21 protein-coding genes are annotated in these 22597 nt (G+C 64.5%); 9 read left to right on the plus strand and 12 right to left on the minus strand.

What is annotated here, in order from left to right; translation table 11 throughout:
- The first annotated feature begins 11 nt into the window (after positions 1-11).
- Complete coding sequence (locus QOS90_RS02030) at positions 12-1037, plus strand: putative 2-aminoethylphosphonate ABC transporter substrate-binding protein (protein WP_085272223.1); 1026 nt, start codon at positions 12-14, stop codon at positions 1035-1037.
- Between the two features lie 63 nt (positions 1038-1100).
- Here the strand turns inward: QOS90_RS02030 and QOS90_RS02035 are convergent, their stop codons facing one another.
- Together QOS90_RS02035 and QOS90_RS02040 are read right to left on the minus strand one after the other, a co-directional pair.
- Positions 1101-2465: a GTPase/DUF3482 domain-containing protein gene (locus QOS90_RS02035; protein ID WP_085272224.1), complete on the minus strand. Its 1365-nt coding sequence runs from the start codon at positions 2463-2465 to the stop codon at positions 1101-1103.
- Complete coding sequence (locus QOS90_RS02040; protein ID WP_085272225.1) at positions 2458-3849, minus strand: DUF2868 domain-containing protein; 1392 nt, start codon at positions 3847-3849, stop codon at positions 2458-2460. The genes QOS90_RS02035 and QOS90_RS02040 overlap by 8 nt, the downstream gene beginning before the upstream one ends.
- Before the next feature lie 54 nt (positions 3850-3903).
- On the opposite strand from QOS90_RS02040, the gene QOS90_RS02045 reads away from it, so the two are divergent.
- On the plus strand, positions 3904-4422 hold the full coding sequence (locus QOS90_RS02045; protein ID WP_085272226.1) for a dihydrofolate reductase: 519 nt from the start codon (positions 3904-3906) through the stop codon (positions 4420-4422).
- Positions 4423-4512: 90 nt separating this feature from the next.
- Here QOS90_RS02045 and QOS90_RS02050 read toward each other — a convergent pair whose 3' ends face one another.
- Entirely contained in the window at positions 4513-5904 is a 1392-nt protein-coding gene (locus QOS90_RS02050; protein ID WP_085272227.1) for an L-cystine transporter, read from the minus strand.
- A gap of 241 nt (positions 5905-6145) precedes the next feature.
- Between QOS90_RS02050 and QOS90_RS02055 the strand changes: the two genes are divergently transcribed.
- Complete coding sequence (locus QOS90_RS02055; protein ID WP_027592308.1) at positions 6146-7201, plus strand: HAD family hydrolase; 1056 nt, start codon at positions 6146-6148, stop codon at positions 7199-7201.
- A gap of 11 nt (positions 7202-7212) precedes the next feature.
- On the opposite strand, the gene QOS90_RS02060 is transcribed toward QOS90_RS02055, so the two are convergent.
- Positions 7213-7881, minus strand: coding sequence for an FMN-dependent NADH-azoreductase (locus tag QOS90_RS02060; RefSeq protein WP_085272228.1), 669 nt, complete (start codon positions 7879-7881; stop codon positions 7213-7215).
- 22 nt (positions 7882-7903) lie between these two features.
- On the opposite strand from QOS90_RS02060, the gene QOS90_RS02065 reads away from it, so the two are divergent.
- Positions 7904-8539 carry a LysR substrate-binding domain-containing protein gene (locus QOS90_RS02065; RefSeq protein WP_256577345.1) on the plus strand — a complete coding sequence of 212 codons (636 nt, stop codon included), beginning with the start codon at positions 7904-7906 and terminating at the stop codon, positions 8537-8539.
- A gap of 143 nt (positions 8540-8682) precedes the next feature.
- Here the strand turns inward: QOS90_RS02065 and ilvD are convergent, their stop codons facing one another.
- A complete protein-coding gene (gene ilvD, locus QOS90_RS02070; RefSeq protein WP_085272229.1) occupies positions 8683-10524 on the minus strand; it encodes a dihydroxy-acid dehydratase in 1842 nt (613 codons plus the stop codon).
- Positions 10525-11002: 478 nt separating this feature from the next.
- Between ilvD and mgtE the strand changes: the two genes are divergently transcribed.
- Complete coding sequence (gene mgtE / locus QOS90_RS02075; protein WP_085272230.1) at positions 11003-12058, plus strand: magnesium transporter; 1056 nt, start codon at positions 11003-11005, stop codon at positions 12056-12058.
- 143 nt (positions 12059-12201) lie between these two features.
- Here the strand turns inward: mgtE and QOS90_RS02080 are convergent, their stop codons facing one another.
- Complete coding sequence (locus QOS90_RS02080) at positions 12202-13398, minus strand: class I SAM-dependent rRNA methyltransferase (RefSeq protein WP_027592312.1); 1197 nt, start codon at positions 13396-13398, stop codon at positions 12202-12204.
- A 191-nt stretch (positions 13399-13589) separates the two neighbouring features.
- Here QOS90_RS02080 and QOS90_RS02085 point away from each other — a divergent pair, with 191 nt between their 5' ends.
- Positions 13590-14408 (plus strand): HDOD domain-containing protein, encoded by an 819-nt coding sequence (locus QOS90_RS02085; protein ID WP_172961418.1) that lies wholly within the window; start codon positions 13590-13592, stop codon positions 14406-14408.
- 3 nt (positions 14409-14411) lie between these two features.
- Complete coding sequence (gene mutM / locus QOS90_RS02090) at positions 14412-15224, plus strand: bifunctional DNA-formamidopyrimidine glycosylase/DNA-(apurinic or apyrimidinic site) lyase (protein WP_085272231.1); 813 nt, start codon at positions 14412-14414, stop codon at positions 15222-15224.
- 153 nt (positions 15225-15377) lie between these two features.
- Here the strand turns inward: mutM and QOS90_RS02095 are convergent, their stop codons facing one another.
- The 5 genes from QOS90_RS02095 to QOS90_RS02115 form a co-directional block, all read right to left on the minus strand.
- On the minus strand, positions 15378-15629 hold the full coding sequence (locus tag QOS90_RS02095; RefSeq protein WP_027592315.1) for a YfhL family 4Fe-4S dicluster ferredoxin: 252 nt from the start codon (positions 15627-15629) through the stop codon (positions 15378-15380).
- Positions 15630-15737: 108 nt separating this feature from the next.
- Positions 15738-16217: a pantetheine-phosphate adenylyltransferase gene (gene coaD, locus QOS90_RS02100; RefSeq protein ID WP_016489662.1), complete on the minus strand. Its 480-nt coding sequence runs from the start codon at positions 16215-16217 to the stop codon at positions 15738-15740.
- A gap of 111 nt (positions 16218-16328) precedes the next feature.
- A complete protein-coding gene (locus tag QOS90_RS02105; RefSeq protein WP_085272232.1) occupies positions 16329-17927 on the minus strand; it encodes a GMC family oxidoreductase in 1599 nt (532 codons plus the stop codon).
- 20 nt (positions 17928-17947) lie between these two features.
- The gene (locus QOS90_RS02110) at positions 17948-18433 is read right to left on the minus strand and encodes a twin-arginine translocation pathway signal protein (protein ID WP_085272233.1); all 486 of its coding nucleotides are present in this window, start codon (positions 18431-18433) and stop codon (positions 17948-17950) included.
- A 10-nt stretch (positions 18434-18443) separates the two neighbouring features.
- A complete protein-coding gene (locus QOS90_RS02115) occupies positions 18444-19874 on the minus strand; it encodes a coniferyl aldehyde dehydrogenase (RefSeq protein WP_085272234.1) in 1431 nt (476 codons plus the stop codon).
- Positions 19875-20024: 150 nt separating this feature from the next.
- Here QOS90_RS02115 and QOS90_RS02120 point away from each other — a divergent pair, with 150 nt between their 5' ends.
- Positions 20025-20690 (plus strand): TetR/AcrR family transcriptional regulator, encoded by a 666-nt coding sequence (locus QOS90_RS02120; protein ID WP_027592319.1) that lies wholly within the window; start codon positions 20025-20027, stop codon positions 20688-20690.
- A gap of 35 nt (positions 20691-20725) precedes the next feature.
- The gene (locus tag QOS90_RS02125; protein ID WP_085272235.1) at positions 20726-21580 is read left to right on the plus strand and encodes a sulfurtransferase; all 855 of its coding nucleotides are present in this window, start codon (positions 20726-20728) and stop codon (positions 21578-21580) included.
- Positions 21581-21592: 12 nt separating this feature from the next.
- On the opposite strand, the gene QOS90_RS02130 is transcribed toward QOS90_RS02125, so the two are convergent.
- Complete coding sequence (locus QOS90_RS02130; protein WP_085272236.1) at positions 21593-22585, minus strand: hydrolase; 993 nt, start codon at positions 22583-22585, stop codon at positions 21593-21595.
- Positions 22586-22597 lie beyond the last annotated feature (12 nt).

The raw sequence follows: 22597 nt of genomic DNA on the forward strand, positions 1-22597 counted from the left end.
GGAACCCCACCATGTTCAAGCACCTTGCACTTGCTGCTGCCGTTTCTGCCGTGTTCAGCCTGCAGGCTTCGGCCGCCGGCACTCAGTTGACGGTCTACACCGCGCTGGAAGCCGAACAGCTCAAGACCTACAAGCAGGCCTTCGAAAAGGCCAACCCAGACATCGAGATCAAGTGGGTGCGCGATTCCACGGGCATCATCACCGCCAAGTTACTGGCTGAAAAAGACCGCCCGCAAGCCGATGCGGTGTGGGGGTTGGCGGCCTCCAGCCTGGCCGTGCTTGACCAGCACGGCATGCTCGAAGCCTATGCGCCCAAGGACCTGGGCAAGATCTCGGCAAACTATCGCGACGCAGCCAACCCACCGGCTTGGGTGGGCATGGACGTCTGGGCCGCGACCATTTGCTTCAACACCATCGAGGCCGAGAAGCAGGGCCTGAGCAAGCCGGTCAGCTGGCAAGACCTGACCAAGCCCGAGTACAAGGGCAAGATCGTCATGCCCAACCCGGCCTCGTCCGGCACGGGCTTCCTGGATGTCAGCGCCTGGCTGCAGACCTTTGGCGAGCCACAGGGCTGGGCCTACATGGACGCCTTGCACCAGAACATCGGCCAGTACGTTCACTCCGGCTCCAAGCCGTGCAAGCTGGCGGCGGCGGGCGAGTTCCCGATCGGTATCTCGTTCGAATACCCCGCTGTGCAGCTCAAGCGCCAAGGCGCGCCGCTGGACATCGTGCTGCCCAAGGAGGGCCTGGGCTGGGAGATCGAGGCGACGGCGGTGATCAAAGGCACGCCAAAGGCCGATGCGGCCAAGCGTTTGGCAGACTTTTCGGCCAGCCCTGCGGCGATGGCGTTGTACAAGGAAAACTTCGCGGTGCTTGCCGCGCCGGGTATAGCCAAGCCGCAGACCGAGTTGCCGGCTGATTATGAGCAGCGGTTGATCAAGAACGACTTTGCCTGGGCCTCGAAGCACCGTGACGAGATTCTGGCCGAGTGGCGCAAGCGGTATGACGGTAAGTCGGAGAAGGTGGCGCAGCAGTGAAGGGGGGCGGGGCTGGGAGGCGCCACACCCCTCAAGGCGAACACCTACCAGCCCCACACAAACTCAAATCTGCAACACCAACGCCTCCAACTGCTCCTGCCGCTCCGCCTGATTCACCCGCGCCCCGGGGTTGAGCGTCGACCACTGCGGATGCGCCCGCGCCTTGACCAACGCCTCAGGCAACTTGCCCTCGCGCCAGGTCTTCTCGTCCAGCTCGCCCAGGCGAATGCTGTCTTGCGCGGCATGCCCGCGGTTATCCAGGGCCACCATCAACTGCTGCTGGCGCAACGCCAACAGCCGCAACACCGTATCGTCCACCGTCAGCTCACGCTGCCCTTTGAGCTTGCCCATCAACCGCGACCCGTAATTGCGTGCCGTCTGTAGCGCGCCGCCTGCGATCGCACCCGCCAAGGCCGCCGCGCCCAGGGTCAGGCCTCCGACCAACAGATCGACCCCGGCCCCGGCCGCAGCGCCTGCCGCCACACCACTGCCCAGGCGTACGCCCAGCAGCTTCAAGGTTTCGGGGTTGAACAGGTCATCGCCCCAACGACCGTCCAGCAACGGCAAATCACTGGCATGGGCGTCTTCGCGGCGGAAGGCATACAGCTTGAGCAGCGCTTCGACACAGCGCTGTTCGCGTTGCCGCACATCCTGACGCAACGCTTCGATGGCCTTGGCTTCGGCGGCGGGTTCGGCCACCACGCTGCGCCGGCAGGCGGCGCAGTCGAGCAGCAGCTCGGCGATCAGGCGTTTACCGCTTTGATGGCGGGCTTGGCGTTGCGCCTGCTGGTCGTCGATCAGCCGTTGCAGGGCAGGGCGGGCGTCTTCCAGCAGCAGGGCCAGGCTTTCGTACAGGCGGCGCTCGCCGTCTTCCGGCGGGGCCACGCTGTCGAACCGCACCAAGGCGTGAACGCCAAGCCGGGCAAGGGCTTCACGCCATTCGGGCTCGCGGTGCTGGCTGCTGGCGACGAAGTTGAGCACGGGTAGCAGCGGCTTGCCGCAACTGGCCAGCACCTCCAGTTCGTCGCGGTACTTGGCCAGCACCGGCTCGCGGGCGTCGATCACGTACAGGCCGGCATTGCTGGCCTGCAACTGGCGCAGCACCTTGGCTTCCTGCTCGAAGCGTTGGCGTGCCTCACTGCCCTGGAGGAAGCGTGCCAGCCGGGCCGGGCCGTCCAGGCGCTCACCCGGGCGCTCCAGCCGTTCGAGGTAGTCGAGCAGGGCAATGGCGTCTTCCAGGCCTGGGGTGTCATACAGCTCCAGCAGGGGCTCGCCGTCCACCGACAGGCGTGCGCCCTCCACATGGCGGGTGGTGCTGGGGCGATGGGACACCTCGCCAAAGCTCACGTCGCGGGTCAAGGTGCGCAGCAGCGAAGTCTTGCCGACATTGGTGTGGCCGACCACGGCCAGTTTAAGCGGCTCAGTCATGGCCATGCTCCAACCAGGTCAAGGGCGCGGTGTCGGCGTGGGGCAGGCCGAGGCGGTCCAGCGCTTCGTGCCAGTCGCCCAGGCGCTCGGCGTCCAGGGCCTGGCCTGGGGCCGCCTGCAGCAGCCAGATACGGGTGGTGCCGGCATTGCGTGCCAGCTCGGCCAGCAACGCCAGGCTGCCGCGATCGGGCGAACGGCGTGGGTCGCAGGCGATAGCCAGGCGCGCCGGGGGGAAGCGGCTGAGTTGTTCGAGCAGCCGGTTGCGTGATTCACGGCTATCGAGCACACCGGCATCGGTCACGCTTTTGGGCAGGGCGGGCGGCCAGGGGCGCTGGTCATCCAGCTCCAGACCAACCAGCAAGGCACCGCTGCTGCCGCTTTCCAGTTGCCCGGCAGCGAAGTGGGGCAAGGTGTCGGGCGCGGCGTCCTGCACACCGATGCGCTCGCTGCGCGGCATAAGGCTTTCGCGCAATGCCGCGTAGCCTGGCAGGCTGAGGTCCAGCGCCAGGCGTGCGCGGCCTTGGCGCCAGCGCCACAGGCACAGTGCGGCCAAGAGCAGGCGTGGTAGCAGGCCATAGACCAGCACCACACCGAGCAACCAGCTAGCCCAGGCCTGGCGGGCCAGGTCCAGGGCCGGCAGCGTGTCGCCGCTGGCGCGGATCATGGCTTCGTCCGGCACGGCAAAGCCCAGCAGCGAAGGCAGGGCCCCGAGTGCCTGGGTCATGTGGATGAACGGCTCGGCGGCAAGCAGGGTGGTTTCCCAGACAAAGCCATAGCGCCGCGTGGCCAGCAACGCCAAGAGCATCGCCAACGCGGTCATCATCGCCAGCAGCCACAGCCCGTGCACCAGCACGCCCAGCAGCCAGCGATTCAGGCGCTGGCGCTGCAGCAGCACCAGCAACGCGGGCGCAAGGTGCGCGGCCTTGGCATCGCGGGCAAAGCGTTCGCTCAGCCACAACCAAAGCCGGCCCAGCCCAGCGCCGTGTTCGCCGCTCAGGCCGAAGCCGATCGCCCAGCTCAGCAGCATCACCAGGTTCAACCCCAGCAGGCTGCCCAGTGCCCAGAACACATTCACCGGGCGTTGGCCATCGCCCAGCGCCGCGAAGGCCAGGCCCGCGCCGCTGAAGGCGGCCATGATCAACAGGGCCAGCAGTGCCAGGCGCGCGCCCTGCTTCCAGTGGCGCAGGGCGGCTGTCATGCCGTCGCGTTCGGCCAGGAACAGCGCGCGCGTTTCAATACGGGTCGCCAGGTCGCCGCCGGCCTGGCGGGCGTGGCGGTTGGCTTCCTGGTCTTCCAGGGGGCCGGCATGTTCCTCGCGCAGGCGTACTGCTTCGGTGAGCCAGCGTTTGTCCAGTGGCGTCGGTCCAGTCACAAGGTCTTCCATTGCACAGGTCAGGGCAGAAGCATAACCCACGGCGGGTTTGCTATCCTCGCTGGCATGACTAGCACACTCCCCCTCAGCCTGATCGCGGCCCTCGCCGAGAACCGCGTGATCGGCATCGACAATTCCATGCCCTGGCACCTGCCGGGGGATTTCAAGTACTTCAAGGCCACGACCCTGGGCAAGCCGATCATCATGGGGCGCAAGACCTGGGACTCGCTGGGCCGGCCTTTGCCGGGGCGGCTGAATATCGTGGTCAGCCGCCAGCCGGGGCTGGCGCTGGTCGGTGCCGAGGTGTTCGCCTCGCTGGAAGCTGCGCTGGTGCGCGCCGAACAGTGGGCGCGTGAGCAGGGCGTCGATGAGCTGATGCTGATTGGCGGGGCGCAGCTGTATGGGCAGGCGCTGGATAAGGGGCTGGTGAGCCGCATGTACCTGACCCGGGTCGAGCTGTCGCCTGAGGGCGATGCGTGGTTCCCGGCGTTCGACGAGGCGCAGTGGCGCCGGGTGAGCAGTGAGCCGCAAGCGCCTGAAGGGGCTGGGCCGGCGTATCACTTCGATGTCTGGGACAAGGTTTAAGATTGTTGGGGGCGCTTTGCGCCCCTATCGAAACGCAAGGCCGCCCCTACAAAAAGACCACGTCTTCTCTGTAGGGGCGGCCTTGCCGTATCAGCTATGACTCAGCGTTGCATGCTGGTCATCTGCTAACACGTCCTGGTCAGTCTCTTTCAACAGCTGGCTGGTCACCACCCCGGCCGTCATCGAGCCATTCACGTTCAGTGCCGTGCGGCCCATGTCGATCAACGGCTCTACCGAAATCAGCAGTGCTACCAGTTCAACCGGCAAGCCCATGGCCGGCAGCACGATCAACGCGGCGAAGGTCGCACCACCGCCCACCCCGGCTACCCCAGCCGAGCTCAGGGTGACGATGGCGACCAGGGTCGCGATCCACAGCGGGTCGAAGGTGTCGATGCCCACTGCCGGGGCAACCATCACGGCCAGCATGGCCGGATACAGGCCGGCGCAACCGTTCTGACCAATCGTCGTGCCGAACGAGGCGCTGAAGCTGGCGATCGACTGCGGCACACCCAGGCGACGGGTTTGCGCTTCGATGTTCAGCGGGATGCTCGCGGCGCTGGAGCGGCTGGTGAAGGCGAAGGTCAGCACCGGCCACACCTTGCGGAAGAAGCGCAGCGGGCTGACGCCGGTCGCCGCCAGGATGATGGCATGCACCACGAACATCAGCCCCAGGCCGATGTACGAAACGACGACGAAGCTGCCCAGCTTGAGGATGTCGTCCAGGTTGGAGCTGGCGACCACCTTGGTCATCAGGGCCAGCACACCATAAGGGGTGAGCTTCATCACCACGCGCACCAGGCGCATGACCCAGGCTTGCAGAGTGTCGATGGCCGACAGGGCGCGCGCGCCTTTCTCGGCGTCGTCCTTGATCAGTTGCAGGGCGGCCAGGCCGACGAACACGGCGAAGATCACCACGCTGATGATCGAGGTTGGCTTGGCCCGCGCCAGGTCGCCTACCGGGTTGCTGGGGATGAACGACAGCAGCAGTTGCGGGATGTTGAGGTCGGCGACCTTGCCCGCGTAGTCGCTGTGGATCGCTTGCAGCCGCGCGCTTTCCTGCACGCCAGCCACCAGGCCGTCGGCGGTCAGGCCGAACAGGTTGGTCAAGACGATGCCGATCAATGCGGCGATGGCAGTGGTCAGCAGCAGGGTGCCGATGCTCAGCACGCTGATGCGGCCAAGCGAGGAAGCATTGTGCAAGCGTGCCACGGCGCTGAGGATCGAGGCGAAGATCAGCGGCATGACGATCATCTGCAGCAAGCCGACATAGCCGTTGCCGACCAGGTCGAGCCAGGCGATGGTGGCTTTCAATACCGGGTGGCCAGCGCCATAGATCGTGTGCAGGACCAGGCCGAACACCACACCCAGCACCAGGCCCAGCAAGACCTTCTTGGCCAGGCTCCAGTCGGTGCGGCGAGTTTGTGCCAGGCCCAGCAGCAAGGCCAGGAACGCCAGCAAGTTGAGAGACAGCGGCAGGTTCATTGAAGCTCCAACAAAAAACAGAAGAGGCATCGCCTCTGTGAGCGATTGCGAACGGAAATGCTAACAGCCTGAAAACAAACGAATTTATACCCAAATGGAATGTGCATAGTCGTTTATGGAATAACGGAATGTCGCAGATAGCAATGAACAGGGCGTTTCAAGCTGCTTCAACGTCGTTGTCAGGGCTTGCTGGGCCGGTAGGTTGGACTAGCGTTTCCCGGTCATTTCAGGAGATTCGCACATGAAGTTCGCTCCGAAAGCCCTCGCCCTGGGTCTGTCCCTGCTGTTCGGGGCCCAAACCTGGGCCACCGAACTCAAGCATTGGCCTGCCGAGGCCGCCAAACAGCTCGACAGCATGATCGCCGCCAATGCCAACAAAGGTAACTACGCGGTGTTCGACATGGACAACACCAGCTACCGCTACGACCTTGAAGAGGCGCTGCTGCCGTTCATGGAGAACCAGGGGCTGCTGACGCGCGACAAGCTCGACCCTTCGTTGAAGCTGATCCCCTTCAAAGACACGGCTGAGCACAAGGAAAGCCTGTTCAGTTACTACTACCGCCTGTGCGAAATCGACGACATGGTCTGCTACCCCTGGGTGGCGCAGGTGTTCTCGGGCTTCACCCTGAAGGAACTGAAGGCCCAGGTCGACGCCTTGATGGCCTCCGGCAAACCCGTGCCCAGCACCTACTTCGAGGGTGACCAGGTCAAGGCCATCGAGGTGCAGCCGCCCAAGGTCTTTGCCGGCCAGGCCGAGCTGTTCAACAAACTGATGGAAAACGGCATCGAGGTGTATGTCATTTCTGCCGCGTCCGAAGAACTGGTGCGCATGGTCGCGTCCGACCCCAAGTACGGCTACAACGTCAAACCGCAGAACGTGATTGGCGTCAGCCTGCTACTGAAGGACCGCAGCAACGGCCAACTGACCACGGCGCGCAAGCAGATCAGCGCCGGCAGCTATGACCCCAAGGCCAACGAAGGCCTGGAACTGACGCCTTACCTGTGGACCCCGGCGACCTGGATGGCGGGCAAGCAGGCGGCGATCCTCACCTACATCGACGAGTGGAAGCGGCCGGTGCTGGTGGGCGGCGATACGCCCACCAGCGATGGCTACATGCAGTTCCACGGGGTGGACGTGGGCAAGGGGGGCATCCACCTGTGGATAAACCGCAAGGCCAAGTACATGGACCAGCTCAACGGCATGATCGCCAAGCACGCGGCCGCGCAGGCCAAGGAAGGGCTGCCGGTGACGGCGGACAAGAACTGGGTGATCGTCACGCCTGAGCAGATCCAGTAACCCGGTGCAGGTCAGCCGCTTCGGCCGACAATGAGCGTTCTGGCTTGTTGTTGGTCGAAGTTCTGCGCCAGCATGGCCACGGCTTCCATGGCGCTTGAGCGCACGCTGGCGCCCTCGGCGCCAAGCGTCTGTTCGGCCACGATGCTGTGCACCTGGTTGATCCCGACGAAGCGGAACCACGCATCGAGGAAGGGTTTTTCCAGGCCGAACGCCTGGTCGGGCGTCTGGGAGTCGGGGCCATAACCCAGCCCGCGGGTGTAGATGGCCACCGCCCGGCGCCCACCCAGCATGCCGTTCAACCCCTGTTCATCGAAGGTGAACAACACGCCCTTGTGCGAAATGGCGTCGATCAAGTATTTGAGTTTGTAGGGGATGCCGAAATTCCACAGCGGGACGCTGAACACCACTGTATCTGCCCGGTGGAAGCGTTTGGCGAGGGTTTTGATCTGTGCCCAGGCGGCGTTTTGCGCGGGGGAAAGCGGCGCATCGACAAGCCCGGCGTACTTGGCCGCCAGCAGGTCGCCATCCACTTCGGGCAGCTCGCATTCCCAAGGGTCCAGGCGGTCAACCTCCACGGTTTTGCGCTCGGCCAACGCGGCCAGGAACACTTCGGCAATCTGAGCGGAAACCGAGCGTTCGCCTCTCGGCGATGCACACACATAAAGAACACGTTCAACCACGGGGCTACTCCTGTCAGCGTCGATGGCATTTCCCTGGCGATATACGGCACAGGGGGAGCGCAAAGTTTGCGGCACGGTGTCCGTGGGGTTGAGCGAGGAGATGGTCAAAGCCCCGATCATCGATTGCCTGCGTCGGTTTTCCGTGGCACACCCCGATGCCGAGGTTGCCCTGCAGGTCGGCTTGACCGGCGAGTTGCTCGCGCTCATGCACGCGGGTGGGCTGGATATCGTGCTGGGGAGCCGCTGCGGCAGTGATGAGCGTGGCGAGGTGCTCTGGTCCGAGCCGTTGGTCTGGGCGAGAGGGCCGCTGGCGCTGGGCACCGATGATGCGACCTTACCTCTACCTTTGGCGGTGTTTTCCGATCAATGCCCCTACCGTGCGGCGGCCATCGAAGCGTTGGCGCGTGCAGGGCGACAATGGCGGATCGTTTGCCAGAGCCCCAGTGCCGGGGGGCTGATGACTGCCGTAAGCGGCGGGCTTGGGGTAACCCCGGTCACCCGCTCATGCGCACTGGCCGCAGGCCTGCAGGAAGTGACGACACTGCCCGCACTGCCTCACGCGCAGTTCATGCTGACCTCGACGGCAAAGCCTAAGGGCTCGGCGGCCTTGCTGCTGGCGCAATTGCGCCAATGCGCTTCGCGTGGGGAAGATAGTTGAAAGCGCTGGGGCCGCTCGGCGGCCCATCGCCGGCAAGCCGGCTCCCACCCGAACTGTGTAGCCTCCAAGGCTAGCGCCGCACCTGTGGGAGCCGGCTTGCCGGCGATGGGCTGCAAAGCAGCCCCAATACACTCATCAGGGCCTTACAGCCCGTCGAGCATCGCTTTGTTACGCACCGCACCTTTGTCGGCACTGGTCGCCAGCAGGGCGTAGGCCTTGAGCGCGGTGGTCACTTTGCGCGGACGCACTTCGGCGGGCTTCCAGCCTTTCTTGTCCTGCTCGACACGGCGCTCGGCCAGCTCTTCGTCGCTGACCAGCAGGTTGATCGAACGGTTGGGGATGTCGATCAACACCTTGTCGCCGTCGCGCACCAGGCCAATGGCGCCGCCTGCAGCGGCTTCCGGCGAGGCGTGGCCGATCGACAGGCCCGAGGTACCGCCCGAGAAGCGGCCGTCGGTGAGCAGGGCGCAGGCCTTGCCCAGGCCTTTGGATTTCAAGTACGAGGTCGGGTAGAGCATCTCTTGCATGCCCGGGCCGCCCTTCGGGCCTTCGTAACGGATGATGACGATGTCACCGGCCTTCACTTCGTCGGCGAGGATGCCGCGCACGGCGCTGTCCTGGCTTTCGAAGATTTTCGCGCTGCCTTCGAACACATGGATCGACTCGTCGACACCGGCGGTCTTCACCACACAACCGTCGAGGGCGATGTTGCCGTACAGCACCGCCAGGCCACCCTCTTGCGAGTAGGCGTGTTCGAAGCTGCGGATACAGCCGTTTTCACGGTCGTCGTCGAGGGTTTCCCAACGGGTCGACTGGCTGAATGCGGTTTGGGTCGGGATGCCTGCCGGGCCGGCTTTGAAGAAGGTGTGCACCGCTTCGTCATCGGTCTGGGTGATGTCCCACTTGGCGATGGCTTCTTCCATGCTGCGGCTGTGCACGGTTGGCAGGTCGGTGTGCAGCAGGCCGCCACGGGCCAGCGAGCCGAGGATGCTGAAGATGCCGCCGGCGCGGTGCACGTCTTCCATGTGGTACTTCTGGATGTTCGGCGCCACCTTGCACAGCTGCGGCACTTTGCGCGACAAGCGGTCGATGTCCCGCAGGTCGAACGCCACCTCGCCTTCCTGGGCCGCGGCCAGCAGGTGCAGGATGGTGTTGGTCGAACCGCCCATGGCGATGTCGAGCATCATGGCGTTTTCGAACGCCTTGAAGTTGGCGATGCTGCGCGGCAGGACCGACTCGTCGTTCTCGCCGTAGTAGCGCTTGCACAGCTCGACGATGGTGCGGCCGGCAGTGAGGAACAGCTGCTCACGGTCGGAGTGGGTGGCCAGGGTCGAGCCGTTGCCCGGCAGGGCCAGGCCCAGGGCTTCGGTCAGGCAGTTCATCGAGTTGGCGGTGAACATGCCAGAGCACGAACCGCAGGTCGGGCAGGCGCTGCGCTCGTATTCGGCAACCTTCTCGTCGGAGGCCGTGGAGTCAGCCGCGATGACCATCGCGTCGACCAGGTCCAGGCCGTGGCTGGCCAGCTTGGTCTTGCCGGCTTCCATCGGGCCGCCGGACACGAAGATCACCGGGATGTTCAGGCGCAGGGCGGCCATCAGCATGCCGGGGGTGATCTTGTCGCAGTTGGAGATGCACACAATGGCGTCGGCACAGTGGGCGTTGACCATGTACTCCACGGCGTCGGCGATGATCTCGCGGCTTGGCAGCGAATACAGCATGCCGTCGTGGCCCATGGCGATGCCGTCGTCGACCGCGATGGTGTTGAATTCCTTGGCCACGCCACCGGCGCGCTCGATCTCACGGGCAACCAGCTGGCCCAGGTCCTTCAGGTGCACGTGGCCCGGGACGAACTGGGTGAACGAGTTGGCGATGGCGATGATCGGTTTCTTGAAATCTTCGTCCTTCATCCCGGTGGCGCGCCACAGGGCTCGGGCGCCAGCCATGTTGCGGCCTTGGGTGGAAGTCTTGGAACGATAATCAGGCATGAAGCACTCCTGGCGGCTTAATCAGGTCACAAAAAGGGGAGTGAGCTTCTCTTGTCCTATGCGCCTTAGGCCGGTTGCCACTGGCACGGATGGGGCCGAAGACACCACGGGATCGCCGCGTGCTCGACCAGAGCTCATAAACCCGCCGGGGATGACTGGCGATGAATAGGCCGATTCTACACCGCTGGCGCTGTGAGGGAATGGCGATGTGTCTGGGCGGTGGCTTTGGCCTCATGACCGGTCGCTTGTAGGACGCTTCCGAAACGCCGGCCCAGGGGCTGACCTGCCCGCCCAAGCTGACTATGATCCGCCCGCCGCATGTGCGGCTTCACGAGATACACCCTCAATGGACCTTCCCAGTTTCAGTTCATACCGAACTCGCAAATTGGCACTGAGCGCGCCGTCGCCAGGGCTTCCGAAGGCTTGAGCCCGTGTGGCTGAGGTGAGCGGGTGCCTGCGTCGGCGCCTGGAGAACCTCATGCAGCACACCTCCGATTCGCTCGCTTCACCCCTTGACCTTCGCCAGGCCGCCCAGGCGCGTCGTGACGACCTGCTTCACCCGCAAGGCTACCCCGAAGGCACGGCCGGTTACCTGATGACCAGTGAGTACTCGTGCCTGGATGCCGGCCTCAGCGCCAGCCAGGCCATCGACATGCTGCGCCGCGAGGCCGCTGATGCCGAAACCATCTACCAGTCCTATGTGCTCGACGGGCAGCGCAACCTGCTCGGGACCTTGTCCCTGCGCGAGTTGATCCTCGCGGCGCCTGAGGCGCTGATTGATCACATCATGGTGCACAAGGTCATTTGCGTCTGTACCACGACCCGTCAGGAAGACGTGGCCCGCTTGATCCGCGAGCACGACCTGCTGGCTGTGCCGGTGCTGGACGAAGCCGGGCGGCTGGTGGGCCTGGTGACCTGCGACGATGCACTTGATGTGGTGGTCGATGAGGCCACCGAGGACTTCCACAAAGGCGCCTCCATCACCAACCACGTGGGCAACCTGCGCGATGCCACCGTCAGCCTGCTGTACCGCAAACGGGTGCTGTGGCTGGTGTTGCTGGTCTTTGGCAACCTGTTCTCGGGGGCGGGGATTGCGGCGTTCGAGGAAACCATTGCCGCGCACATCGTGCTGGTGTTCTTCCTGCCGCTGCTGGTGGACAGCGGGGGCAATGCCGGGGCGCAGTCGGCGACCTTGATGGTGCGGGGCCTGGCAACGGGCGAAGTACACATGCGTGATTGGCTGCGCATGCTCGGGCGCGAGTGCGGGGTGGCGCTGGCGCTGGGGGCGACCATGGCCGTGGCGGTGGCATCGCTGGGCGTGCTGCGCGGTGGGGTGGACATTGCCCTGATCGTTGCCAGCAGTATGCTGGTGATCGTGTTGCTGGGTAGCCTGATCGGCATGAGCCTGCCGTTCATGTTCACCAAGCTGAAGCTCGATCCGGCGACGGCCAGTGGCCCGCTGGTGACCTCGATTGCCGATGCGGCGGGGGTGCTGGTGTACTTTGGGATCGCGTCGTACGTGCTGGATATCTGACAGAGCGCATCCCTTAGAGCCCAAGCTCGACCCCTGTGGGAGCGGGTTTACCCGCGAATGCGAGGGTGAATGCACCGACGCTTTCGCGGGTAAACCCGCTCCCACAGGGGGTGGAGGTAATGCACGCTTCAGTGATTGCCCAATCAGCTGTTAGGCAGCAACCGGCAGGTAATGCTCTTGATGTAGCGGGTTTCGGCAATGGCCGGGTGCACCGGGTGGTCCGGGCCTTGGCCGCCGCGCTCGAGCAGTTGCATGTTGCGGTCCAGGTGGCGGGCGCTGGTCAGCAGGATGTTGTTCAGGTCATCCTCGGGCAGGTGCATCGAGCACGAGGCGCTGACCAGAATGCCGTCCTTGTTGAGCATGCGCATGGCCTGTTCGTTGAGGCGGCGGTAGGCCGCTTCGCCGTTTTTCAGGTCTTTCTTGCGCTTGATGAAGGCGGGTGGGTCGGCAATGATCACGTCGAAGCGTTCTTCGGCGGCCTTCAGCTCGCGCAGCGCTTCAAATACGTCACCTTCGATGCAGGTCAGTTTCTCGCTGATGCCGTTGAGCGCGGCATTGCGCTCGACGCCGTCCAGGGCAAAAGCCGACGCATCGACACAGAACACTTCGCTGGCGCCAAACGCGCCGGCTTGCACACCCCAGCCACCGATGTAGCTGAACAGGTCGAGCACGCGCTTGCCTTTGACGTAGGGCGCCAGGCGTGCGCGGTTCATGCGGTGGTCGTAGAACCAGCCGGTCTTCTGGCCTTCACGTACCGGTGCTTCGAACTTGACGCCGTTTTCTTCCAGCGGGACCCAGTCCGGCACTTCGCCGTACACGGTTTCGACGTAGCGCTGCAGGCCTTCGGCATCACGCGCGGCGGAATCGTTCTTGAACAAGATGCCGCTTGGCTTGAGCACTTGCACCAGGGCGGCGATCACGTCGTCCTTGTGCAGTTCCATGGTGGCCGACGCCAGTTGGACCACGAGGATGTCGAAGAAACGGTCGACCACCAGGCCTGGCAGCAGGTCGGAGTCGCCGTAGACCAGGCGGTAGCACGGCTTGTCGAACAGGCGCTCACGCAGCGACAGGGCGACGTTGAGGCGGTGTACCAGCAGCGACTTGTCCAGCGGCAGCTTGATGTCGCGCGACAGCAGGCGCGCGCAGATCAGGTTGTTCGGGCTCAGCGCCACGATGCCCAGCGGCTTGCCGTTGGCAGCCTCGAGGATCGCTTGCTGGCCGGCCTGGAAACCTTGCAGCGGGGTCGCGGCGACGTCGACTTCATTGCTGTAGACCCACAGGTGGCCGGCGCGCAGGCGGCGGTCGGCATTGGCTTTGAGGCGTAGGCTGGGCAGGGACATGACGTCGCTCCGGGAAAAAAGAGCGGGAGTATACCGTGTTGGCCTTCGCTTCGGGGTCAGGCGCGACAAAGTGCTGGCCAGGGCTAAAGCCAGCCGATCCGGTGTTAGAATTCGCCGTCCTCAACGAGTGTGTACGCATGTCCCAAGAACTCAGCGCCGAACAGATCCAGCAAGCCTTGCAAGGCATCACCATCCCGCCGCAACCGCAGATCATGGTCGACCTGCAGTTCGAGCAGTACATGCCCGACCCAGACCTGGAAACCATCGCCAAGCTGATTTCCCAGGACCCGGGCTTGTCCGGCGCGTTGCTCAAGTTGGTCAACTCCCCGCATTTCGGCCTCTCCAACAAGATCGGCTCGATCCAGCGGGCGGTGAACCTGCTGGGCAGCCGTTCGATCATCAACCTGATCAACGCCCAGTCGATCAAAGGCGAAATGAGCGACGAGACCATCGTCACGCTGAACCGCTTCTGGGACACCGCGCAGGATGTGGCCATGACCTGCCTGACCTTGGCCAAGCGCACCGGCATGCAGACGGCTGACGAGGCCTACACCCTCGGGCTGTTCCATGATTGCGGTGTGCCGCTGATGCTCAAGCGCTTCCCCAACTACATGGAGGTGCTGGAAGAGGCCTATGCCGAGGCCAGCGCCGAAACGCGGGTGGTCGATACGGAAAACCGCGCGTTCAACACCAACCACTCGGTGGTGGGGTACTTCACCGCCAAGTCCTGGCGCCTGCCCGAGCACCTTACAGCGGCCATCGCGAACCACCATAACGCCTTGGCCGTGTTCCGCGACGAGTCTTCGCGCAATACCCAGAGCCAGCTGAAGAACCTGCTGGCAGTGCTGAAGATGGCCGAGCACATCTGCGCGTCCTACCGGGTACTGGGCAGCCAGAGCGTCGACCACGAATGGGAAGTGGTCGGGCCACTGGTGCTCGACTACATTGGCTTGTCGGACTACGACTTCGAAAACCTCAAACAGAATATTCGAGAGCTGGGCGGGCACTGACACATGCCGGAACTACCCGAAGTAGAAACCACCCGGCGCGGCATTTCGCCTCATCTGGAAGGCCAGCGGGTCAGCCGGGTGGTGGTGCGTGACCGGCGCCTGCGCTGGCCGATCCCCGAAGACCTGGACGTGCGCTTGTCGGGGCAGCGTATCGTCAGCGTCGAGCGGCGGGCCAAATACCTGTTGATCAATGCCGAGGTCGGTACCTTGATCAGCCATTTGGGCATGTCGGGCAATTTGCGCCTGGTCGAGCTCGGCCTGCCGGCGGCCAAGCACGAGCACGTGGATATCGAGCTGGAGTCGGGGCTGATGCTGCGCTACACCGACCCGCGCCGTTTCGGCGCCATGCTCTGGAGCCTCGACCCGCTCAACCACGAACTGCTGCTGCGTCTGGGGCCAGAGCCGTTGACCGACCTGTTCGATGGCGAGCGTTTGTTCCAGCTGTCGCGTGGGCGCTCGATGGCGGTCAAGCCGTTCATCATGGATAACGCCATCGTCGTGGGGGTGGGCAACATCTACGCCACCGAAGCGTTGTTTGCTGCGGGCATCGACCCACGCCGCGAGGCGGGCGGTATTTCGCGGGCGCGGTACCTGAAGCTGGCCATCGAGATCAAACGCGTGCTGGCAGCGGCCATCGAGCAGGGCGGCACGACCTTGCGTGATTTCATCGGTGGGGACGGGCAGCCGGGCTACTTCCAGCAGGAACTGTTCGTCTACGGGCGGGGCGGGATGCCGTGCAAGCTGTGTGGCACGACCTTGCGCGAGGTGAAGCTCGGCCAGCGGGCAAGCGTGTTTTGCCCACGCTGCCAGCGCTGAACCACTGTGGGATGTAAGCGCGCCCTGTAGGAGCAGCCTTGCGCTGCGAAGAGGCCGGTGAACGCAGCGAGGTTTTGCAGCGTTTTCACCGGCCTCTTCGCAGCGCAAGGCTGCTCCTACAGAGGAGCGTGCATGCCCTGAGGTCGGCGCTTATCAGGCCTTGCCCGTAATCAGGCGATACTTGGCCATCAGCTGCTCTTCGGTCTCTGGGTGCGCTTCATCCAGGGGGATGCAGTCGACCGGGCAGACCTGCTGGCACTGGGGCTCGTCGTAATGACCCACGCACTGGGTGCACAAGTTAGGGTCGATCACGTAGATCTCTTCGCCTTGGGAGATGGCCTCGTTCGGGCACTCGGGTTCGCAGACGTCGCAGTTGATGCAATCGTCGGTGATGATCAGGGACATGGGGACTCCGGCCGGGGCTCTCAGCCCGGGCATGTTCAACGCTGTGGGCACAATTGTGCCGCATTCGCGCCCGCAGTGCACGCGGGCGCGATGATCAGGCGTGCAGGCTTACTTCTTGAACCGTTCGGTCAGCGCCTCAGCCACTACGGGGTGGACGAATTTGCTGATATCGCCCCCCAATGCCGCAATTTCCCGGACCAACGTCGAGGAAATGAACGAATAACGCTCCGAAGGCGTCAGGAACAGGCTCTCAACATCGGGTGCCAGTTGCCGGTTCATGTTCGCCAGCTGGAACTCATACTCGAAGTCGGAGACCGCGCGCAGGCCACGCAGGAAGACGTTGGCGCCCTGTTCCTTGGCAAAATGCGCCAACAGGGAAGAGAAGCCGATGACTTCGACATTGGGCAGGTGCTTGGTGACCTCACGGGCCAGCGCAACCCGTTGTTCCAGCGGGAACAGGGGGTTTTTCTTCGGGCTGGCCGCCACTGCGATAATCACATGGTCGAAGAGCCGCGAGGCGCGCTCGACCAAGTCGCCATGGCCTTTGGTAATGGGGTCGAAAGTACCCGGGTACAACACTCGGTTCATCGCGTCATCCTGGCTGGAGTGCGTTGGGGAGTCGGATGGTAGCGCAGCGATAGCGCCCGGCCAAGTCATGCGGCCGGCTGATGGCACTATAGACAGTGGGTGCATTCGTTGTCATGCGTTGTGTGCCAGGCGGGCGATCAGGGCCTCGGTGAGCTTGGCGCTGATGGCGTACACCGACAATTGCGGGTTGGCGCCGATGCTGGTGGGGAACAGCGAGCCGTCGTGAATCGACAGGTTTTCCAGCTGATGGTGCTGGCCCAGGCTGTTGCACACCGCGTGTCGCGGGTCTTCACCCAGGGCACAGCCGCCCATCACGTGGGCGCTGCCCAGGCGTGTGCGGAACGGCGCCAGTGGCAGGCCGTCGATCATCGTCAGGGCTTCGCCAAGGTTGTTGGCGTAGCGGGCATCACTGTGCACCGGCATCACCTGTTCGGCCCCGGCGGCAAACTGGATCTGCGCCATGCTGCGGTAGGCGCGGCGCAAACCGTCGCGTAGGTAGTCATTGACCGGGTAATCCAGCACGGGCGAGCCATCGCCACGCAGTTCGACCGTGCCACCCTGGCTTTCTGGGTGGAAGCCATCGCGCAGCAACGCCAGCATCACGTGGGTATGCGGCAGCTCGGCCATGCGCTGGGCATTTTCGCTGCCATGCCCGCCCAGCAGGGTGCTGGCCAGGGCCGGGTGCAGCGGAGGCACTTCCAGTTTGTAGCCGACCGGGCCGCCGCTGCCGCCCAGCCATTGGAAGTGATCGCTGTAGATGGACTGCGGAGCACCGTAATAGGGGTCGATGCGCGCCTTGAACCGTGCCGCGCTGAAGTTGACCAGGTGCAGGAAGGTGCGTTTGCCCAGGCGGGCGTGTGGGTCGGGAGCGTTGGAGCGCAGCAGCAGGGCTGGGCTGTTGATACCGCCCCCGGCGAGGAGGTAGTGGCGGGCGCGCACGCTGATCTGCCGGCCGGTGGGGTTTATCCCTTGGGCATCCAGGGCTGTGCACTGCAACTGGGTAATGCGCTCGCCGTTGTGCTCGAAGCGCTCGGCACGCGCAAGATAGAGCAGCTCGCCGCCCTGGTCGAGGGTGGCTGGAATAGTCGTCACCAGCATCGATTGCTTGGCGTTGACCGGGCAGCCCATGCCGCAATAGCCAAGGTTCCAGCAACCCCGCACGTTGCGCGGGATTACCGCCCAGCGATAGCCGAGTTGTTCGCAGCCACGGCGCAGGACCTCGTTGTTGGCGTTGGGTGGCAAGGCCCAAGGGCTGATGCCCAGCTGCTGTTCGATGCGCTCGAACCACGGGGCTAGCGCCTCGTTGCCCAAGCCATTGACCTGATGCTCCCGGGCCCAATGGGCCAGGGTCTGTGGCGGCGTGCGAAAGCTCGAGGTCCAATTCACCAGCGTGGTGCCGCCCACGGCGCGGCCCTGCAGAATGGTGATGGCGCCGTCCTTGCTCATGCGGCCGAGGCCTTCCTGGTAGAGGCTGGCGTAGGCCTCGCTCTCCAGCAGGTGGAAGTCGCTGCTGGTCTTCAGGGGGCCTTCTTCGATTAGCAGCACCTTGAACCCCGCGGCGCTGAGCAACTGCGCGCTGGTGGCGCCGCCAGCGCCGCTGCCGATTACGGCGATATCGGCCTGCAGGGCCAGGTCATGCGTCAGGCGCGAGCCGTCGTGGGTGATCCAGCCGCGTTCGAGGCCTTGGCGAAACGGGTCGATGACAGGCATTGGCAAGGCTCTTGTTGTGGTCAGATCTTCGGTGGCCCTGGGTAGCCGCAGGCTGCCCAGGCTTCCGGCCGTTCATACCAGGCCATCTGCAGCAATTGCAGCAACGAGGCGTGGCCCATGCGCAGCAGGTTCAGCGAACTGTCCTGCCAGCGTTGCAGAAACGCGTTGATCTGCTCGCTGCTGGCCTGCTGCCAGGCGCCCCACACACCAGTCAGCGGGCCACGGGTCAGCGGCAGGCTGAGCACGTCGAACAGTTGCCGGGTGAGCTTGAGCATTTCTGGCGACAGCGCCGCCAGTTTGTGATCGAGGCTGTGCAGCACCAGCGCCTCGACGGCCTGGGTGCCGGCCAGTACCACCGGGATCAGCGCGCTCAACAGGGGCAGGTCGTCATCACGCAGCACCTTGTAACCGGGCGCGGCCGACTGTGCCGTGCAGCCGACCAGGCTGGTGGTGGCGAGGAAGGCGCTGGCGCCCAGGCTGAAGCGGAGCAAGTCGCGACGCTGCATGGGCTTGGGCTCAGCGGATGAACAGCTTGTAGACCAGGCGCTGCAAGGCCTTGCCATACGGTGGGTAAATCAGGCGGGCAGCGTTCAGGCGCTGTTTGGCCAGCACGGCCTTGGCCTTGCTGAAGGTCAGAAAACCCTCGTGGCCGTGGTAGTGGCCCATGCCGGAAGGCCCGATGCCGCCAAAGGGAAGGTCGTCCTGAGCCACATGCAGCAGGGTGTCGTTCAGGCAAACACCGCCGGAGTGGCTGTGGCGCAGCACGTGTTCCTGTTCGCTGCGGTCGTAGCCGAAGTAGTAAAGAGCCAGTGGGCGAGGGCGCTGGTTGATGTAGGCCAATGCCTGGTCGAGGCTGTCGTAGGGCACCAGCGGCAGCAGCGGGCCGAAGATTTCGTCCTGCATCACCTGCATCTCGTCGTTCACGTGCAGCAGCAGGTGAGGGGGCAGGCGTCGTCCCTGGCGCGGCTCGCCTGGGTACAGGTCGAGCACCTGGGCGCCTTGGTCACGGGCGTCCTCCAGCAGGTGCTGCAGGCGCTGCAACTGCCGCGGGTTGATGATGGCGGTGTAGTCGGGGTTGTTGGCGATACGCGGGAACAGGCGGTGGACGGCGGACTGGTAAGCGTCACTGAAGGCCCCCAGCCGCTCGCGCGGTACCAGCACGTAGTCGGGGGCCACGCAGGTTTGGCCGGCGTTCAGGGTTTTGCCGAAGGCGATGCGCTCGGCCGCGCTGTCCAGGGGTACGCTGGCCGAGACGATGGCCGGGGATTTGCCGCCCAGCTCCAGGGTGACCGGGGTCAGGTTGTGCGCCGCGGCCAGCATCACCTGGCGGCCGACGCTGGTTGCACCGGTGAACAGCAGGTGATCGAACGGCAGGCGGGCAAAGGCCTGGGCAACCTCGACCTCACCCAACACCACGCTGACCAGGTCTTCGGGGAACACGCGCGCCAGCAACTGCTGGAGGGCCAGGGCGCTGGCGGGCGTTGCTTCGCTGAGCTTGAGCATGACCCGGTTGCCGGCGGCCAGGGCACAGGTCAGCGGGCCAATGGCGAGAAACAGCGGGTAGTTCCACGGCACGATGATGCCGACCACCCCCAGCGGTTGATAGCGCACCTGCGCGCTGGCGGGCTGGAAGGCCAGGCCGACGCGGCGCCGGCTGGCGCGCATCCAGCGTCGCAGGTGCTTTTCGGCGTGGCGCAGGCCCTGGACCGAGGGCAGCAATTCAGCCAACAAGGTTTCATCGGCGCTGCGCCCGTCAAAGTCTTGATCGATGGCTTCGATCAGCTGCGTTTGCTCGGCCAGCAGTGCCTCGCGCAGGCTCTTCAGCCATTGCCGGCGCTGGGCTGCCGGGGGGGCGGGGTTACCCGCAAAGGCCAGGCGTTGGGCGGCGAACCTCGCCGTCAGGTCGAGGTCGGAATGCACAGGAGGCACGTCAACGGGCGAGGTCATATCGGCTCGAATCCGGGCAGGAAATCCCTAGAGCCTATACTCTAATCCGAACGATCGTGCGAATTTTTCGTTGGCGTCGAGCGGTGTATTCCACACCGGATACGCCTTAAGATGGCCCTTTGATCAAGGCCCGCAGACTGGGAGCTGAGCATGGCCCCGCGCATGAAGACCCGAGAGCGCATCGTGCAGAACAGCCTGGAGCTGTTCAACCAGCAGGGCGAACGTAGCGTCAGTACCAACCACATTGCCGCGCACATGGAAATTTCGCCCGGCAACCTGTATTACCACTTCCCCAACAAGCAGGCGATCATCGCCCTGTTGTTCAGCCAGTACGAAGAGCTGGTGGACAGCTTTTTGCGCCCGCCTCAAGGGCGTTGCGCCACCGTGGAAGACAAACGTTTCTACCTCAAGGCCCTGCTCGCGGCGATGTGGAACTACCGCTTCCTGCACCGCGACCTGGAGCACCTGCTGGACAGCGACCCCGAGCTGGCCGCCCGTTACCGGCGGTTTTCCGAGCGCTGCCTGCGTCAGGGCCAAGCGATTTACCGTGGCTTCGTCGACGCCGGGATCCTGGCCATGGCGCCGGCGCAGATCGAGTCGCTGACCATCAACGCCTGGATCGTCCTGACCTCGTGGGTGCGCTTTCTCAGCACCACGCGCGAGCATTCCGCGCACCTGGGTGAAGAAGCCTTCAAGCGGGGCGTCTATCAGGTATTGGTGCTGGAGCTCGGCTTTGTCACCGCAGATGCCCGCAGCGCCGTGGACGCGCTGTGCCAGGAATTCCACGTACCCTTCAACCAGGCCTTGGAACTGTAAACCAGGGCCCGAGTGCTATCGATCAGGAGATTGTCATGCCCCTTGCGCAATTGATCACCCCGGAAGCGTTGGCCGAGCGTCTGGGCTCGCCCGATTTGGTGATCCTCGACTGCCGCTTTGCCCTCGAGGATGTGGATTATGGCCAACGCAGTTATGCCGAGGGGCATATTGCCGGGGCCCACTTCGCTGACCTGGAGCGCGACCTCAGCGGCCCGATAAGCAAGGGGCGTACGGGGCGCCACCCGTTGCCCGATGCGGCGCGGCTGGTCGAGCGTCTGCGTGAGTGGGGCGTGGACAATGACAGCGAGGTGGTGCTGTACGACGACGGCCCGGGTGCGTTTGCTGCTCGCGCCTGGTGGTTGCTGGCCTGGCTGGGCAAGCGCAGCGGCGTGTCGATTCTCGATGGCGGGCTCAAGGCATGGCATGCGGCGCACCTGCCGCTGAGCCTGGACCCACCGCTCAAACGCGAAGGGACCTTCAAGGGCGAACCGGACAGCACGCTGCTGATCGATGCCGCGCACCTGGCCAAGCACCTGGGCGATGCCGAGCTGACGCTGATCGACGCCCGCGCGCTGCCGCGCTTCCGGGGTGAAGTCGAGCCGATCGACCCGGTTGCTGGGCACATCCCTGGCGCGCAGTGCGCGGCGTTCACCGACAACCTGGGGGCCGACGGGCGTTTTCTGCCGGCCGAAGCGCTCAAGCAACGGTTCGCAGAAAAACTGGCCGGGCGCTCGCCGGAGCACCTGGTGGCCTACTGCGGGTCGGGCGTGACCGCTTGCCACAACCTGTTTGCCTTGGCACTGGCGGGCTATCCCCTGGGGCGGCTGTATGCGGGCTCGTGGAGCGAATGGATCAACAACCCGGCGCACGGGGTGGCTACCGGGGATTGACCTGGGCCGCCGCTAAGCGCCCTCTACCAGCCACTGCGGAATCCGCCGCTCCAGGTAATACCCCGGGTTGCGCAGGCTGCCCTCGACAAAGCCCACATGGCCGCCGCGGTTGTGCAGTTCAAAGTGCGTCTGCGGCGCCAGTTCGCTGGCCAGGGGCAAGCTGTGGCTAGAGACGAACGGGTCGTCGCTGGCGTGGATGATCAGGGTTGGGGTGCGATTCTCACCCAGGAAGAAGCGGCTCGATGAGCGCCGGTAGTAGTCGTGTGCATCGTTGAACCCGTTCAGCGGCGCGGTGACCTTGCCGTCGAAGTCCCAGAAGGTACGCAGGTTGGTCAGCGGCCCCAGCCGTTGCAGCGCCGCCAGCCGCTCATGCTGGCCCTTCTCATGAAAATGCCGCTGCTTCAGTTGCACATAGGCCAGCATCTCGCGCATGAAGTGCGCCTGGTAGACCTTCGAAAAGCCTTGGCCGATGCGGTCGGCACACTGGTCCAGACGAAACGGCACCGAGACCGCGACCGCCGCTTCCAGCTGGCTGGCCGGTCCGCTTTCGCCCAGGTACTTGAGCAACACATTGCCACCCAACGAATAACCCACCGCGTAAAGCGGTGCCAATGGGCGCTGGGCGCGCAGGTGGGCGACGATTTCTGCCAGGTCTTCGCTGGCGCCGGAGTGGTAGCTGCGCGGCAGCAGGTTCGGTTCGCCCGAGCAACCGCGCCAGTTCACCGCCACACTGGCCCAGCCGCGGCCCTGCAGGGCTTGCTGCAAGCCTTTGACATAGGGCGAGTGGGAGGAACCGGTGAGGCCATGCAGCACCAGCACCAACGGTGCATCCGGTTGGTGCGGGCCGTGCCAGTCGAGGTCGATGAAATCGCCATCGGCCAGCCACAGCCGCTCGCGGTCGCGTTGCAGTTCGGGCAGCTTGCGCCAGAGCGGCCCCCACAAGGTTTGCAGATGGGGGTTGGACAGGCCGACGGCCGGGCGGAACGTGGCAGTGAAACTGGGCATGCTGAGCAACTC

Origin of the sequence: Pseudomonas sp. LAIL14HWK12:I10 (genome assembly GCF_900184205.1) — a bacterium.
GTDB lineage: Bacteria > Pseudomonadota > Gammaproteobacteria > Pseudomonadales > Pseudomonadaceae > Aquipseudomonas > Aquipseudomonas kermanshahensis.

What these genes read in the sequence shown, in the direction of transcription:
- QOS90_RS02130 (WP_085272236.1), bottom strand. Translation starts at nt 22,585, where the DNA reads ATGCCCAGTTTCACTGCCACGTTCCGCCCGGCCGTCGGCCTGTCCAAC.
- QOS90_RS02030 (WP_085272223.1), top strand. Translation starts at nt 12, where the DNA reads ATGTTCAAGCACCTTGCACTTGCTGCTGCCGTTTCTGCCGTGTTCAGC.
- QOS90_RS02045 (WP_085272226.1), top strand. Translation starts at nt 3,904, where the DNA reads ATGACTAGCACACTCCCCCTCAGCCTGATCGCGGCCCTCGCCGAGAAC.
- QOS90_RS02095 (WP_027592315.1), bottom strand. Translation starts at nt 15,629, where the DNA reads ATGTCCCTGATCATCACCGACGATTGCATCAACTGCGACGTCTGCGAA.
- QOS90_RS02055 (WP_027592308.1), top strand. Translation starts at nt 6,146, where the DNA reads ATGAAGTTCGCTCCGAAAGCCCTCGCCCTGGGTCTGTCCCTGCTGTTC.
- QOS90_RS02035 (WP_085272224.1), bottom strand. Translation starts at nt 2,465, where the DNA reads ATGACTGAGCCGCTTAAACTGGCCGTGGTCGGCCACACCAATGTCGGC.
- mutM (WP_085272231.1), top strand. Translation starts at nt 14,412, where the DNA reads ATGCCGGAACTACCCGAAGTAGAAACCACCCGGCGCGGCATTTCGCCT.
- ilvD (WP_085272229.1), bottom strand. Translation starts at nt 10,524, where the DNA reads ATGCCTGATTATCGTTCCAAGACTTCCACCCAAGGCCGCAACATGGCT.
- QOS90_RS02105 (WP_085272232.1), bottom strand. Translation starts at nt 17,927, where the DNA reads ATGCCTGTCATCGACCCGTTTCGCCAAGGCCTCGAACGCGGCTGGATC.
- coaD (WP_016489662.1), bottom strand. Translation starts at nt 16,217, where the DNA reads ATGAACCGAGTGTTGTACCCGGGTACTTTCGACCCCATTACCAAAGGC.
- QOS90_RS02040 (WP_085272225.1), bottom strand. Translation starts at nt 3,849, where the DNA reads ATGGAAGACCTTGTGACTGGACCGACGCCACTGGACAAACGCTGGCTC.
- QOS90_RS02115 (WP_085272234.1), bottom strand. Translation starts at nt 19,874, where the DNA reads ATGACCTCGCCCGTTGACGTGCCTCCTGTGCATTCCGACCTCGACCTG.
- QOS90_RS02065 (WP_256577345.1), top strand. Translation starts at nt 7,904, where the DNA reads ATGGCATTTCCCTGGCGATATACGGCACAGGGGGAGCGCAAAGTTTGC.
- QOS90_RS02110 (WP_085272233.1), bottom strand. Translation starts at nt 18,433, where the DNA reads ATGCAGCGTCGCGACTTGCTCCGCTTCAGCCTGGGCGCCAGCGCCTTC.
- mgtE (WP_085272230.1), top strand. Translation starts at nt 11,003, where the DNA reads ATGCAGCACACCTCCGATTCGCTCGCTTCACCCCTTGACCTTCGCCAG.
- QOS90_RS02050 (WP_085272227.1), bottom strand. Translation starts at nt 5,904, where the DNA reads ATGAACCTGCCGCTGTCTCTCAACTTGCTGGCGTTCCTGGCCTTGCTG.
- QOS90_RS02080 (WP_027592312.1), bottom strand. Translation starts at nt 13,398, where the DNA reads ATGTCCCTGCCCAGCCTACGCCTCAAAGCCAATGCCGACCGCCGCCTG.
- QOS90_RS02125 (WP_085272235.1), top strand. Translation starts at nt 20,726, where the DNA reads ATGCCCCTTGCGCAATTGATCACCCCGGAAGCGTTGGCCGAGCGTCTG.
- QOS90_RS02120 (WP_027592319.1), top strand. Translation starts at nt 20,025, where the DNA reads ATGGCCCCGCGCATGAAGACCCGAGAGCGCATCGTGCAGAACAGCCTG.